Origin of the sequence: Neorhizobium galegae, from assembly GCF_017877055.1 — a bacterium.
Classification (GTDB): domain Bacteria; phylum Pseudomonadota; class Alphaproteobacteria; order Rhizobiales; family Rhizobiaceae; genus Neorhizobium; species Neorhizobium galegae_D.
On the sequence record NZ_JAGIPG010000004.1, the window covers coordinates 419,705 to 433,019 of the forward strand.

The following is a 13,315-nucleotide window of genomic DNA, read 5'->3' on the forward strand; positions in this document are numbered from 1 at the left end:
CCTTTCGAGCTGGTGCAGCGGCCTGGCCGATCCCGGCCGCCTCGATGAGTTAGCAGCGGCCCGATCGACGGAATTTGCGTCGGGACAAATATTTTACAGAAAGACGACGCTGTCGTTGATTTCGCACAAAGAGAGGCGGCTGCGGGCAGCTAAATGCTCTTTCAAGAAAATTGAAAGGAGCCCGACATGTCCGCAGCGATAATCGAGAAATATGGCGATGCACGGCTACCGCGCTACACGAGCTATCCGACGGCTCCGAACTTCAGCTCGGATTTCGACGCCCTCGACTATCCGGCCTGGCTCAAGCGGCTGCCCGAAGGACAACCCACCTCGCTCTATATCCACATTCCCTTCTGTCGGTCGATGTGCTGGTATTGCGGCTGTCACACCACGATCACCGAGCGCGACAGGCCCATTCTCGACTATATCGAGATCTTGCACCGGGAGATCGAGCTTCTGGCATCCGCTCGAGCCGACAGCTTCAGCCTCGGGGAAATCCATTTCGGCGGCGGCACGCCGACGATCATCAAGTCGGAGGAATTCATCGCGTTGATGGATGCGTTTCGCAACCGTCTCGGTTTTGCGAGGAGCATCAATGCGGCAGTCGAAATCGATCCGCGCACCTTGACCCGGGAGATGGCGATGGCGCTCGGGGAGTCGGGCGTCACCCGCGCGAGCCTAGGCGTCCAGAGCTTCGACCCGAAGGTCCAGAAGGCGATCACCGCATCCAGAGCGTCGAGACGACGATGGATGCGGTGGAGCATCTTCGGCACAACGACATCAACGCGATCAACTTCGACCTGATCTACGGGCTGCCGTTTCAGACCGTCGAATCCGCGTCGAGACGGTCGACGCGGCCGTCAGGATGCGGCCGGACCGTCTTGCCGTCTTCGGTTACGCGCATATCCCGAGCTTCAAGAAACACCAGCGTCTCATCGACGAGGCGGCGCTTCCCGATGCACGGGAACGCGCGCTTCAGGCATCCGCGATATCAGACGCCCTGGTGGCGGCGGGCTATGTCAGGATCGGCCTCGATCATTTCGCCCTGCCTAACGACGACCTCTCGCTTGCGCAGACCGAAGGCCGGCTGCACCGGAATTTCCAAGGCTATACGACGGATGCCTGCGAGGCGCTGATCGGGCTCGGTGCCTCCTCGATCGGCCGGTTGCCGCAGGGATATATCCAGAACGAGGTTCCGCCCGGCCTCTATGCGACCCGGGTGTCGAAGGGCGAACTGCCGGTCGCCAAGGGCTATCGTCTCACCCCGGAAGACCGTCTGCGCGGCGACGTGATCGAAAGGCTGATGTGCGACTTCGCGGTGGATGTCGCCGCACTTGCGGCGGCGCACGGCTTCGATGCCGACCTTCTGTTGCGGGGCAATGATCGGCTGGATGAGCTTGAACGGGACGGGCTGATCGAGCGTCAGGGCGGGAATATCCGCGTCTCGGAGGATCACCGGTTCATCGTCAGAGCCGCAGCCTCTGCGTTCGATGCCTATCTGAACAAGAGCGGCAGGTCTTTCAGCAAGGCGGCATAGGGTTCAGAGCGGAAAATGGAGGTCCGGCAGTCCGCCGAGCCGGAACTCCCGCGCGGCCGGGATCCCCCTATCCCGTCAGGCCGCGATAGATGGCGGGCAGAGCCGCCGGAAGCTTTGAAATATCACCGACAACCGCATAACCGTTGCGTCCGAACATCGTCGGCAGATAGGATTTCGCATCCTTGTCCACCGTCACGGCGAAGATGTTGACGCCGAGGCGCTTCGCCTCCTGCACGGCGCGGCGGCTGTCCTCCATCGCAAAACGGCCCTCGTAGTGGTCAATGTCATTTGGCTTGCCGTCGGTCAGCACGAGAAGCAGCCGGGTCCGGTTGGGGCGTTTCGCGAGGTCCGCGGTGGCGTGCCGCAGGGCGGCTCCGAGGCGGGTGTAATATCCGGGTTTCAGGCCGGCGATCCGGTCCTCTACGACTGGCGAAAGCCGCTCGTCGAAGCCTTTCACGGTCTCGACCCGCACCCAGGAGCGGCGCCGGGAGGTGAAGGTGAGGATGGAGTGGTCCGTGCCGCAGGCGCTCAGGCCTTGCGCGAGAACGAGAAGCGCTTCCTTCTCGACATCCAGAACCCGCCGGTTGTCGATCCAGGCGTCGGTCGAGAGAGACACGTCGACGAGAATGGTGACGGCGAGATCGGGGATGCGTGGTCGGCTTGCCACATGGATACGGTCCGTTGCCTGTCCCCCGGCAAGCAGATCGGTCCGGCGCCGGACGACGGCGTCGAGATCGAGTTCCACGCCGTCCAGCTGCGATTTGAGCATTTCCTGGCGCGGCCGCAGTATTTCGAACTGCTTGCGTACCTTCCTGACCAGCGCCTTCGTGTCTTCCGATGTTTCGAGGCGGGCGCCGCTGACTGATGTCGGGGCGGCAAGGACCCGGCAATGGTTCTTCAGATAGGTGGTTTTCCGGTAGTCCCATTCGGGATAGGTGAGTTCGGCTGCGATTTCCTGGAGATCGACCATTTCCGGCGGAAGGTCGAGATCGAAGTGGAAACGTGAAGAGGGGCGTTCCTTGCGGCGCCCGAGAACCATTTCGTCCAGATCCTCGGCCGCCTTGCCGTCCTCTTCGGGCTTGTCGTCGGTCGGCCGGTCGACATTGACCATTTCCGTCATCGCCAGAATTTTCTCGAAGCGGTTGAGGATGAACGGGCTCCGCTCGGAGCGCTTCTCGTCCTCCCGCTCGCGCTCAGCGCTGAACCGTTTCTTTCCCGCCGGACCCTGCGGATTGCCGAGCGGGGTTTCCGAATCCTCCGCCGAAGAACGGCTTTCCTCATGGGATAAGAATTCCGGCCAGAGCGGCACGTCCATCATCGGCTGGTAGCCGGGCGGGGCATGGCGCGGGAAGATCGCGCTTGGCGTGTCGTCCGGCAGGCCTGCGCCTGCCCGCAGCAGGCTGATGATCCTGCTTTCCAGTAGCCGTTCCAACGAGGGAAGCCTACCGCGGCGACGCTCGGTAAGTGTTGCTTGACATAAATCTCGATAGATCCGGCGCAGGCCCGGAAATGCGATAAGCGTCTCGTCGACATTGGAGAATGCCATATGCAGCCGCTCGAGATCCTGTGCGAGGGGATCCGGCGAGGCTGGCCGGGTCTCGGGCAATGTAGCGATGGCGGCCGTCAGCCAGACATACAATGCCCGGTTCAGGCTGCGATCCGGAAAGTAGTCTATGACATCAGGCAGCATTGCGCGTGCGAAATCCCGGCCGGAACGGGCAATCCGCTCCTCGCCGAGCCCGACGAGTTGGCGAAGCTTCAGGCGGTGTTTCGACGTGCGCTGATGGGCCGCCACGAGCTGGACCGCATGATCGCCCCCGAACCCGCGGAAGCAGGATGCGAGGACGGGTTTCATGTCGTCCAGCGCCACCGCGTGTTCGGGATAGCGTGGCAGGCTTCGCGTCTGGCCGACCAGGCGATGCCAGGCCTTGCCGACGGTTTCTTCCAGCTCGAGAAAATCCAGCATCAGAGCACCTCAGGCAACGACGGCATTCGCGACTTCGATCAACGCCGCGCGCACGTCCGGATCGTCCGTCAGCGGCTCGATCATGGCAGCCCGTATCGCGCGGCGCGGGTCGAGCCCGCTTTCGATCAGCGTGGCGCAGTAGACGAGCAGGCGCGTCGAAACCCCTTCCTCCAGGTCGTGCCCCTTGAGGGCCCGCAGGCGGTGGGCAAGGGTGACCAGCGGTATGACATGCCGTTCGGAAAGACCGCTTTCCGCGGCAACGATCGCCACTTCCTGCTCCCGGGGAAGGAAGTCGAACTCGATGGCGACGAAACGCTGCTTGGTCGAAGGCTTCAATGCCTTGAGGATGTTCTGGTAGCCGGGATTATAGGAGACGACCAGCATGAACTCCGGCGGGGCTTCCAGCACCTCACCGGTTCTTTCGAGCGGCAGGATGCGGCGGTCGTCGGTCAAGGGGTGGATGACGACGGCGACATCCTTCCGCGCCTCGACGATTTCGTCGAGATAGCATATGCCGCCGCCGCGCACCGCCTTCGTCAGGGGGCCGTCCACCCAGATGGTTTCGCCGCCTTTCAGGAGGAACCGGCCGGTCAGATCGGCGGCAGCCAGATCGTCATGGCAGGAAACGGTCGCAAGCGACAGTCCGAGACGCTCGGCCATGTGGCAAACGAAGCGGGTCTTTCCGCATCCGGTCGGGCCTTTCAGGAGAAGCGGAAGCTGCCTCTTCCAGGCCGTTTCGAACAACTCGCATTCGTTGCCTGCGGGAATGTAGTGCGGGATTGGTCCGGCCTGGGCCGGCTTTATCGGAGAAATCACGGTCATCTGAATGTCCTGATCTTTGGAGGGATGGAAGAACGCGGCTCCGTCGGTGAAAAGACGGAGCCGCGCTGCATCATTCGGCCGGCTGGATGCTTGGCGTCCCGGCGGGTCGCCGTTCGCGCCCCGGTACGAACAAGGCCCAGAGGAACATCAGCGCCGAGATGAGCACGAAGACGCCCGATCCGAGCCGGACCCAATAGAAGATCGCCAGTTGATCCTGGACATCCATGAAGCTTTCGCCGAGGACGCGCTGCAGGTGTACCTGAAGGACGCCGGCAAAGGTCAGCGCGAAGGTCATGACGGACATCGCCGTGCACATGATCCAGAAGCTGACCATCGAAAGCCATTGGTTATAAGGGCTGCGGCCCCGAAGTTCCGGCACGGCGTATGCCATGACGGCAAGGTTCAGCATGACGTAGGCGCCGAAGAAGGCGAGGTGGCCGTGGGCTGCGGTGACCTGCGTGCCGTGGGTATAATAGTTGACCGACGACAGCGTGTGCAGGAAGCCCCAGACGCCCGCGCCGAAAAAGGCCATGACCGAGCAGCCGATCGACCAGAGAAGTGCGGCACGGTTCGGATGCTTGCGCCCGGCCTTCCAGGTCATCACGAAAGTGAAGATGACCATGGTGAAGAACGGCGCCACTTCCAGGGTGGAGAAGAGCGAACCGATCCATTGCCAGTAACCGGGGGCGCCGATCCAGTAGAAATGGTGGCCGGTGCCAAGAATGCCGGAGAAGAGGGCAAGGCCAACGATCACGTAGAGCCATTTTTCAACCACTTCGCGGTCGATGCCGTTCAGCTTGATCATCAGGAAGGCCAGCACCGAGGCCATGATCAGCTCCCAGACGCCCTCGACCCAGAGATGGACGACATACCACCAGTACATCTTGTCGAGCGCCAGATTGATCGGGTTGTAGAAGGCGAACAGGAAGAAGATCGCCACACCCCAGAGGCCGAAGATCAGGATGTTGGTGACAACTGTCTTGCGGCCCTTGAGCACCGTGAGCGTGATGTTGAACAGGAACATCAGAGCGACGACGACGATGCCGACCTTGATGAGGAACGGCTGTTCCAGAAACTCGCGGCCTTCATGATAGTGGAACAGATAACCGACCACGGCGATCGCCGCCGCGACGAGGAAAAGCCAGAACTGCGCAACCGCGATCCTGGTGCTGAACAGCTCCGTTTCGGCCTCTTCGGGCAGCAAGTAGTAGGTCGAGCCCATAAAGCCCATCAGCAGCCAGACGATGAGCGCGTTGGTGTGGACCATCCGCACGATGTTGAAGGGCAGCAGTTCCGAAAGCGTGTTCGGCAGGACGTAGATCGTTCCCGCCAGAACGCCGAACAGGACCTGGGCGATGAACAGGCCGAGCGCGCCGTAAAAATACAGCATGGCGACCTTCTGGGTTTGATATTTCATATGTTTTTCCCTTCCCGTGAGATCAGCCGGCATCGTTCGGCGGCCAGTTCTGGGTCTTGATCCTGCTCGTCCATTCGAGGAAGTTGGCCAGATCTTCGAGTTCCCGTTCCGTCAGGTTGAACTGCGGCATCTGCCGCCTGCCTTCGATGCCGCTCGGTTGCGCGGCCATCCAGGCCTTCAGCGTCGCGCGGGCTGTGTCCGGATCGGTATCGCCGCCCCATCGCTTCCACACATTGCCGACCTCGGGGGCGAAATAGGCGCCTTCCCCGAGTATCGTATGGCAGTTGATACAGGCGTTCTTTTCCCAGACGTGTTTGCCGCGCCCGACGGAATCCGAGAGCGTGGCTTCGTCCGTGGACGTGGTTCGCATGTAGTAGTGACTGTGGGCGGTAAGCCCGAGAAAGATTACGAAAAAGAACGCGGAGCCGCCGTAAAAGACGTTACGTGCCCCGGTCTTTGTGAGGCGTTCTGCCATCCTCATGTCCCCTTTGTGCGGATGCCTTGCGGGTTGCTGCGGGGCGATATCCGCGAACGCGGACGATGACCCGTGAAGCTTCTATGAGCGGCTTTCCGGAAGCGTTCTTTGCGATTTACCAAACAAAAAAGCGTTGCCCGCGAAGTCCGCTATTTTTCGGGAAGGTAAGCATCTGCCTTCCTTGCGCCGGGGGCGTGGCCCTAGAGAAAGGTGGCCAGTACGACCTTGCCCAGCGACAAGGCAGAGAAGAAGATCGGCCAGATCATCAGCGCGCGGGCCAGATTGGGCCGCATCCCCCGCAGGTCCATGAAGTCGAGCACAATGAGCCGTATCTTGGCGATGGTCATGACGAGGATGATCGCAAGTACTGCCCCCGGTATCACCTCATGCTTCCATTGCGCGGCGATCAATGCGCCGACGATGCCGAGCATCATGATCCAGTTGGCGCTGCCGAAGAGTTTCGAATCGTCCATTCCGGCCTCCTAGCTCAGATAGATCAGGGGGAACATCACCAGCCAGACGATGTCGATTACGTGCCAGATGGTCGTCAGCGTGACGATCGTCGACCGTTCGAGCCTGATCGCCGCCAATACGAAGAGGGTGGCAACGAACGCGACATGGGCGAGGTGGAAGCCGGTGATGAGGAAGTAGAGCTCGAAAAAGGTCTGCAGGTTCTCGTCCCCTGCCGCCGTCCATTCGGAACTGTACTCGGCGAATTTGAGGGCGACGAAGAGGAATCCCAAAAATGCCGCGCCGAGCAGGAACAGGCGCTGCCGGCGAGGTTTTCCCTGGGAAATGGCGGCAAGCGCCGCCTGCCAGCTACTCGCCAGCAGCACGACGGTATTGAACCCCGCCAGCCGCGGCGCGAGATGGAGCTTTGCGAGCGCAAAACTTTCCGGATGCAGCATGGACATGACGACATAGCCGGTCAGCAGGATGCCGAACGCCGCAAGCTCGCCCCAGACGAGCACCCAGAGAAGAAGGTCGCCGCCTTCATCCCTCTCTTCGCTGGTCGAGATTGCCGCCATTCCGAAACCTCCGGTATTCTTCCGTCCCGGAAAATGGAGGCAATACAGGTCCGGCTCTTTGTCATATCGCAAAGAAACGGCAGCTGGAGGGGGTAGGATGACGGCAAACCAAGGATTTGCCATGTCTGATGCACAAGTCGGCCTTCTGATGGCCGCCCCGATCATTGTCATATTCGCCATCGCCCTGAAACGGATGGGTGTCCTGCAGGGTTACAGCTCGCTGGCGGCGGTCGTCTTTTCCGTGGCCATTGCGGGCGTTCTTTTCTGGCAACAGTAGCGGCCGTGTGATGACGCAGTTCCTGCTGGCTTTTGCGGCCTTCATCGCCCTGCATTCCATCCCGGCAATCCCGAAGATCCGCGGCGCGCTGATCGGGTGGATGGGGCATGGAGGCTATATCGCCGCCTATTCCGTCGTTTCCACCGCAGCCCTGGCCTGGCTCTTCCTTTCCGCTCTGAACCTCGATTACGTGGAAATCTGGCAACCGAGGCCGTGGCAGGCCTGGCCTGCCTTCGTGCTATCGCCCATCGGGCTTTTCCTGGTTCTTGCCGGCCTCTTCAGCCGCAATCCCGTCTCGATCTCGTTCCGCAAGGGAGGCGAGCCGGATGCGATCGTGTCCGTCACGCGCCATCCGGTTCTCTGGGGTTTTCTCTGCTGGTCGGTCGGGCACATTCCTGCGAACGGAGATCTGCGTTCGTTGCTCCTGTTTGGCGGCTTTGCCGCCTTTTCCGCCGCCGGCTTGTTCATGCTCGAAAGGAGGGCACGTCGATCGCTGGGGGCAGCCTGGCCGACGGCCTCGTCGCAGACTTCGGTCATTCCGTTCGCAGCTGCGATCAATGGTAAGGTTGGAATTACAGTAGATATGCCGATGGCCGCCGCTGCGCTTTGCGCGGCAGCGTTGCTCGTCTGGCTTCTCGGCGGGGGACATGCGGCTTTGGTGGGCGCGGATCCGCTTCTGTTTCTTGGCGCCTGATCGTCTCGTGAGGCAAGTGCTCAAGCTCGACCATGAGCCGTATCGCGGGCACGCGCAACCCATGCCGCACCTTCGCGGGCATGATGAAAGCCGTTCGACAAAGCGGCGGTGGGATAGATTTCGCGCAGCAGCGTGATCGCCTTGTCCGCGTCCAGGGCGTTGTCCAGCACGGCGCGGTAGAGCTTTGCAACCGCCACCATGTCACAGTCCTGCGGCGACAGGCGGATCCCCGAGATACCGCATGCGGCGAGGCCGGCGAGCTCGCCCAGCAGGGCCTGGCAGGTGTGGGACACGGTCTGCACGCCGTTGAGCGCGAGGAAAGATTGACGGTCAAGGGTCTTCACCGGCAGGCCGTCCGGATCTTCGCCGCAGACGAATTGGCAATTGTCCTTGATCTTGCCCTTGGATCTCGCATGAGCGCATCGCGCCGAGATGGCGAGCGGCATGCGGCCGAAGGCGAAGACCTCGAATGCGATTGCGGGCGCGCCGGCGACGATGTTCTCGACCGACGTGAAGGGCAATTCTGGAGGCAGGCAGATGCTGGTCGCTCCCCGGTCGGCGAGCAGTCTGGCCGTCGGCGCGTTGTAGACGTTGACCAATGGGCCGATGCTGTGGGGCTTGCCGTTCAGCAATCCGAGGGCGGAGAGGTCGTTGGCCTCGATCGCATGTTCGCTGTCGGCGACGAGATCCCGGATCTGCCGGCTTTCGCGCTCTAGGGTGACAAGCGACAAGGTCGAGAGGACCACGGTCTTGCCCGCCGCTTCCAGTCTCTCGATGACCTCGGCGATATGCGGTTCGATGAAATGCTGCCGCTTGGAACAGACGGTTTCGCCGATCACCACGCGTTCCACCGGCGCCTCGTCGGCGAGGCGAAAATGAAAGTCGCGCCATTTGGGGCCGTCCCAAAGATAATAGACGGGTCCTATCGTCAGGGAGGGTGAAGTGGTGTGGTGCATGTTCATCTCCAGCGCTTCTCGTACGCGCCCGACGTGGTCTTCTGGCCTTCGCTGAGGCCACGCAGGCGCATGAGCAGCGCCGTTCGCTGCTCCGGTCCGGCCGACAGGGCCTTTTTCAGGGTCGAGACCACTTCGGCGACATAGGCCTTGCCGCGCTGGCGGCCTTCGATCTTCAGGGCGCTGACGCCCGCTGCCGAAAGCGCATCGATCTCGCCCATGACATCCAGGGAAACCGGGTCTTCGAATGCATAGGCGGGGCTGTCGGCGATATCGAAACGACCCTTGCACAGGGTGGGGTAGCCGGCCGCTTCGCCGGCTAGGAAGCGGTTGATCGTGTAATCGCCAAGTTCGGACACCAGTTCCGTGCGTTCCTGGCGATAACGCGCATGACTTGCCGGCGAGCAGACGCCGTTCATGTTGGGCGACTTCCCCGTCGCATAGGAGGAGAGCGAACAGCGGCCCTCGGCCATGACGCAGAGCCCGCCGAAGACGAAGACCTCGATCTCGCAGCGGATCTGTGGCGCGATGCGGGCGATGTCGGCAATCGTGAGCGTTCGCGGCAGCACGACCCGCTTGGCATGGAAGGCCTCGACGAGGAAGTTGATCGCATCGACGTTCGAGGCGGAGGCCTGCACCGAGACATGCAGCCGCTGCTCGGGGTGGCGTTCAGCCACATGTGCCATGAGCCCGAAATCGGCAAGGATCAGCCCATCGGCTTTAAGAGCAACGGCGTCCGCGGCGGCGCGGTACCAGATCTCCTCGTCTCCGGCACGCATGAAGGTGTTGAGGGCGACGAAGGTCTGGGTGCCATGCCGGCGGGCATAGGCGATCGCCTCGCGCAATTCCTCGCGGCTGAAATTGAGGCCGGGAAAATTGCGGGCATTGGTCTCGTCGCGGAAGCCGCAATAGACGGCGTCGGCGCCTGCATCGACGGCTTCGCGAAAGGCGGCCGGCGTTCCGGCGGGGCAGATCAGTTCCATGAGGACGTCTCGTTGTTCAGTGCACGGCGCCGGATATCCCGTCCCATCCGTCCGAAGAGGGGCGCAAGAGGGCCGGCGAGCCTCGACAGGTCGCGGGGCAGATCGATGTCGGTGCCATCGAGGGCATTGCGCATCGCCAGCATCGCCTCCATGTCGCCGGTGACGGAAAGGTCGCGCGAGAAGAACAGCGCGTCGGCATCGCAGCGGCCTTCGAGCAGGGCAAGCAACAGGAAGAGCGGCCCTTCGACGGAGGCGTCGGCGAGGTCCTGCATCGCCGGCTTCCGGGTGACGCGGATGGATGGCCCGGCCGGCTCCACGATGAAGGCCAGCGGCAGGTCGCTTGGAAGAAAGGCAAAGCGTTTCGCCTTGTACTCGCCCAGCCGCTCGAACAGGTCGGGATGTTCTTTGAGCAGGCGCTGAAACAGCAGTCCTGTCGCCCGCTCGATCGCGGCAAGTGGCATATAGGCCAAGGGGATGGCGAGTGCGCGGGGAAATTCCATATTCATGCGTCCTGCTGAAATGCAGGCACAGGCTATCGATTGCGGGAGCGGCCGTGCTTGAGCCAGCGCAAAGAGGAACGATGGTTCTTTGAGAGGCCGGTGCACGTCGATTGCAGCAGGCCGGCAATCGGCGTCAGGATCCGTCGGATCGGCCTCTCCCGCGGACGAAAGTCACGACCTCGTTCTGAACCTCGCCTTCGTTGTTGAGGACGGCGCGCCACACGCGGTTTCCGAGACGAACGCTGAGGCGGGACGTTCCGATATCCTCAGCTTCGCCACGCTCGACCGTGCTTGTCACGAGGCCCCGGCGGATTCTCTGCCGGAAATCGTCGCGAGTCAGCCCGAACCGACCGGCAATCTCGTCGGATTCCAGGATGAAGTCGCCGTTCGGGTCGCGTTCGATATGCATCGCTCTTCCTCAGGTCGACGGTGTTGCGGCAAGGCTTGCCGGTTCAACGCCCTTTTTACGTTCTACGACACTGGTTGAAACCTTGGAAAGCCGTTTGCCGATAATGGTTTCGTGACAAATGTCCGGCCGGTCACGACGAAGTCCCGTCGAAGCCGAGCGACGCCCATATCCGGTCGACCTTCTCGATGATTTCGGGGGGCATTTTGAGAATCCGGCCCCATTCCCGTGTGGTCTCGGAGCCGATCTTGGTCGTGGCATCCAGCCCAAGCTTGCCGCCGAGGCCCGGTTGAGGAGAGGCGAAGTCGAGGTAATCGATCGGCGTGTTGTCGACGAGCATAAGGTCACGGCTGGCATCGAAGCGGGTGGAAATCGCCCACATGATGTCCGGCCAGCTTCGCACATCGATGTCGGGATCGACCACGATGATCAGCTTGGTGTAGCTGAACTGCGGCAGCATGGACCAGAGGCCCATCATGATCCGTCGAGCATGGCCGGGATAGCGTTTGTCGATCGACACCACCATGGTCCGATAGGAGCAGGCCTCCGGCGGCAGCCAAAGATCCCTGATCTCCGGGAACTGGCGCCTGACCAGCGGGATGAAAATGTCGTTCATGGCTTCGCCCAGCCTGGACGGCTCGTCCGGCGGGCGGCCGGTATAGGTGGAGAGATAAACCGGATTGCGGCGCATCGTGATCGCCGAAAGGGAAAGCACCGGGAAGCTCTCGACGGCATTGTAGTAGCCGGTGTGATCGCCATAAGGTCCCTCGTCCGCCATCTCTGTGGCGGAAATCGTGCCCTCAAGGACGATCTCGGCCTCCGCGGGAACGGGGAGCGGTACGGAAAACGCAGGCGCAACCGCCTGACGCCTGCCTTTCAGGACGCCAGCAAAATTCAGCTCGCTCATTTTGTCCGGCAGTGGCATGACGGCCGCGAGGATTGTCGCCGGGTCGGCGCCGATGACGACCGCCACCGGCATGTCCCGGCCGAGCGCCTGCCACATCCGGTGGTGTCTTGCGCCGCCACGATGAGCGAGCCAGCGCATGACCAGCCGGTCCTTGCCGAGCTTCTGCATCCGGTAGACGCCGACATTGACATCCGCCGGATCGTCCGGCGCCTGGGTGATCACCAGCGGCCAGGTTACGAGGGGGGCGGGCTCGCCGGGCCAGCAGGACTGGATCGGCAGCCGGTCAAGATCGATACCGGCGCCTTGCCAGACGATCTCCTGACACGACGGGTACGAAACCGAGCGGGAGTTCAGCGAGAGCGCCGCCCTTAGCTGCGGAAGTTTTCGCCACGCGTCGAGCATCGATCTGGGCGGCCGCGGCTCGCGCAGCTCGCTCAGGAAATCGGCAAGCCCCGTTATGCCGCCGGCTCCGAGCCCAAGGCCCCACTCAATTCTCTCGCGGGTTCCGAACAGGTTGGCGACGAGCGGGATTGCGACGGTACTGCCGCCGGCATCGACCGGCTTTTCGAAGAGCAGCGCCGGCCCTTCTTCCACGAGAATCCTGCTGTGAATCTCGGTGATCTCATGGACCAGCGAAACGGGCTGCGAAATCCGCTTCAGCCGCCCCCTGCTTTCCAGAAGGGATAGGAAATCCTGGAGATTGCCGTAGTGGCGGGGAATTGTGGCATCTGCTTTCATGCCCCCCAGATTGAGAAGAAAGGAGCGGCTGTCTTTGCGCTTGCGCAAATTGACAGATTTCGCCAAATCACTGGGCGTATTCCAGGTTCAAAGACCCCGGGCGCAGCATAAAGGGATACCCTGCACTGCGTACCGGCTGCGCCATCCGGCCCCGGCGTTACGAAAATCCCTAGACGGGATGATCGTGTTCAAGCCATCGCTTAGGAAAGGTCAACTCGGCGCTACAGTGACATTCGCAGAACGCGCCCTACCCGCATCCGTCACCAAGATCTCGACCATTCATGCGCCGGCTTAAGCACGGTGAGTTCCCTGCGATCGGAGCCATCATCTTGCGCACTACGGTTTCCGAAATGATCGAGACGGGTGCCATCCATTCTCATGCCGGATCTATAGGTGGTTAAGGGGCGTGTTTTAATCTGCGGACCTCATCGCATTTCTTGCCGAAGGATCTACAGATGTTGGCGCATCTTCCGAAACCTAAGACCGCCTGCGATACTTTCAGAGCCAGACGCGCATAGGAGATTCCCCCGTTTTCTTGCGAAAGCGCAAGCAAATGCCCATGCCCTGTTTGTTTCACGTCAAAGAGAAGAAGTTGGCGTGGACATAAATTCT

Annotated in this window: 13 protein-coding genes and 1 pseudogene; 3 read left to right on the forward strand and 11 right to left on the reverse strand. The window is 61.7% G+C overall.

Features of this window, described 5'->3' with window-relative positions:
* The first annotated feature begins 186 nt into the window (after positions 1 to 186).
* A pseudogene (gene hemN, locus J2857_RS25310) lies at positions 187 to 1,537 on the forward strand (oxygen-independent coproporphyrinogen III oxidase).
* 67 nt (positions 1,538 to 1,604) lie between these two features.
* Here hemN and J2857_RS25315 read toward each other — a convergent pair.
* The 6 genes from J2857_RS25315 to J2857_RS25340 form a co-directional block, all read right to left on the reverse strand.
* A complete protein-coding gene (locus tag J2857_RS25315) occupies positions 1,605 to 3,503 on the reverse strand; it encodes a nitric oxide reductase activation protein NorD (RefSeq protein WP_210012837.1) in 1,899 nt (632 codons plus the stop codon).
* A 9-nt stretch (positions 3,504 to 3,512) separates the two neighbouring features.
* A complete protein-coding gene (locus J2857_RS25320; RefSeq protein ID WP_210012838.1) occupies positions 3,513 to 4,325 on the reverse strand; it encodes a CbbQ/NirQ/NorQ/GpvN family protein in 813 nt (270 codons plus the stop codon).
* A 70-nt stretch (positions 4,326 to 4,395) separates the two neighbouring features.
* Positions 4,396 to 5,742 (reverse strand): nitric-oxide reductase large subunit, encoded by a 1,347-nt coding sequence (locus J2857_RS25325; protein WP_210012839.1) that lies wholly within the window; start codon positions 5,740 to 5,742, stop codon positions 4,396 to 4,398.
* A gap of 22 nt (positions 5,743 to 5,764) precedes the next feature.
* Positions 5,765 to 6,217: a c-type cytochrome gene (locus J2857_RS25330; RefSeq protein WP_105426817.1), complete on the reverse strand. Its 453-nt coding sequence runs from the start codon at positions 6,215 to 6,217 to the stop codon at positions 5,765 to 5,767.
* Positions 6,218 to 6,417: 200 nt separating this feature from the next.
* Positions 6,418 to 6,690, reverse strand: a complete 273-nt coding sequence (locus J2857_RS25335; RefSeq protein ID WP_210012840.1) for a cytochrome C oxidase subunit IV family protein — start codon at positions 6,688 to 6,690, stop codon at positions 6,418 to 6,420.
* 9 nt (positions 6,691 to 6,699) lie between these two features.
* Positions 6,700 to 7,245 carry a cytochrome c oxidase subunit 3 gene (locus tag J2857_RS25340; RefSeq protein WP_245363812.1) on the reverse strand — a complete coding sequence of 182 codons (546 nt, stop codon included), beginning with the start codon at positions 7,243 to 7,245 and terminating at the stop codon, positions 6,700 to 6,702.
* 121 nt (positions 7,246 to 7,366) lie between these two features.
* On the opposite strand from J2857_RS25340, the gene J2857_RS25345 reads away from it, so the two are divergent.
* On the forward strand, positions 7,367 to 7,522 hold the full coding sequence (locus J2857_RS25345) for a hypothetical protein (protein ID WP_167551678.1): 156 nt from the start codon (positions 7,367 to 7,369) through the stop codon (positions 7,520 to 7,522).
* A gap of 10 nt (positions 7,523 to 7,532) precedes the next feature.
* Positions 7,533 to 8,216 carry an NnrU family protein gene (locus tag J2857_RS25350; RefSeq protein WP_210012842.1) on the forward strand — a complete coding sequence of 228 codons (684 nt, stop codon included), beginning with the start codon at positions 7,533 to 7,535 and terminating at the stop codon, positions 8,214 to 8,216.
* 20 nt (positions 8,217 to 8,236) lie between these two features.
* Here J2857_RS25350 and ubiV read toward each other — a convergent pair whose 3' ends face one another.
* From ubiV to J2857_RS25375, 5 genes are all read right to left on the reverse strand, one after another.
* Positions 8,237 to 9,172 (reverse strand): ubiquinone anaerobic biosynthesis protein UbiV, encoded by a 936-nt coding sequence (gene ubiV, locus J2857_RS25355; protein ID WP_210012843.1) that lies wholly within the window; start codon positions 9,170 to 9,172, stop codon positions 8,237 to 8,239.
* 2 nt (positions 9,173 to 9,174) lie between these two features.
* Positions 9,175 to 10,152 (reverse strand): ubiquinone anaerobic biosynthesis protein UbiU, encoded by a 978-nt coding sequence (ubiU, locus tag J2857_RS25360; RefSeq protein WP_210012844.1) that lies wholly within the window; start codon positions 10,150 to 10,152, stop codon positions 9,175 to 9,177.
* Positions 10,143 to 10,652, reverse strand: coding sequence for a ubiquinone anaerobic biosynthesis accessory factor UbiT (gene ubiT / locus J2857_RS25365; protein WP_210012845.1), 510 nt, complete (start codon positions 10,650 to 10,652; stop codon positions 10,143 to 10,145). Before ubiT ends, ubiU begins: the two co-directional genes overlap by 10 nt.
* Before the next feature lie 133 nt (positions 10,653 to 10,785).
* Complete coding sequence (locus tag J2857_RS25370) at positions 10,786 to 11,061, reverse strand: DUF6522 family protein (RefSeq protein ID WP_210012846.1); 276 nt, start codon at positions 11,059 to 11,061, stop codon at positions 10,786 to 10,788.
* A gap of 130 nt (positions 11,062 to 11,191) precedes the next feature.
* Entirely contained in the window at positions 11,192 to 12,703 is a 1,512-nt protein-coding gene (locus J2857_RS25375) for a UbiD family decarboxylase (RefSeq protein ID WP_210012847.1), read from the reverse strand.
* Positions 12,704 to 13,315 lie beyond the last annotated feature (612 nt).

Bases quoted from the DNA above. Each gene is read 5' to 3' on its own strand.
- J2857_RS25375 (WP_210012847.1), bottom strand. From the start codon at position 12,703: ATGAAAGCAGATGCCACAATTCCCCGCCACTACGGCAATCTCCAGGAT.
- J2857_RS25370 (WP_210012846.1), bottom strand. From the start codon at position 11,061: ATGCATATCGAACGCGACCCGAACGGCGACTTCATCCTGGAATCCGAC.
- J2857_RS25350 (WP_210012842.1), top strand. From the start codon at position 7,533: ATGACGCAGTTCCTGCTGGCTTTTGCGGCCTTCATCGCCCTGCATTCC.
- ubiT (WP_210012845.1), bottom strand. From the start codon at position 10,652: ATGGAATTTCCCCGCGCACTCGCCATCCCCTTGGCCTATATGCCACTT.
- J2857_RS25335 (WP_210012840.1), bottom strand. From the start codon at position 6,690: ATGGACGATTCGAAACTCTTCGGCAGCGCCAACTGGATCATGATGCTC.
- J2857_RS25330 (WP_105426817.1), bottom strand. From the start codon at position 6,217: ATGGCAGAACGCCTCACAAAGACCGGGGCACGTAACGTCTTTTACGGC.
- J2857_RS25320 (WP_210012838.1), bottom strand. From the start codon at position 4,325: ATGACCGTGATTTCTCCGATAAAGCCGGCCCAGGCCGGACCAATCCCG.
- ubiU (WP_210012844.1), bottom strand. From the start codon at position 10,152: ATGGAACTGATCTGCCCCGCCGGAACGCCGGCCGCCTTTCGCGAAGCC.
- J2857_RS25345 (WP_167551678.1), top strand. From the start codon at position 7,367: ATGTCTGATGCACAAGTCGGCCTTCTGATGGCCGCCCCGATCATTGTC.
- J2857_RS25315 (WP_210012837.1), bottom strand. From the start codon at position 3,503: ATGCTGGATTTTCTCGAGCTGGAAGAAACCGTCGGCAAGGCCTGGCAT.
- J2857_RS25340 (WP_245363812.1), bottom strand. From the start codon at position 7,245: ATGGCGGCAATCTCGACCAGCGAAGAGAGGGATGAAGGCGGCGACCTT.
- J2857_RS25325 (WP_210012839.1), bottom strand. From the start codon at position 5,742: ATGAAATATCAAACCCAGAAGGTCGCCATGCTGTATTTTTACGGCGCG.
- ubiV (WP_210012843.1), bottom strand. From the start codon at position 9,172: ATGCACCACACCACTTCACCCTCCCTGACGATAGGACCCGTCTATTAT.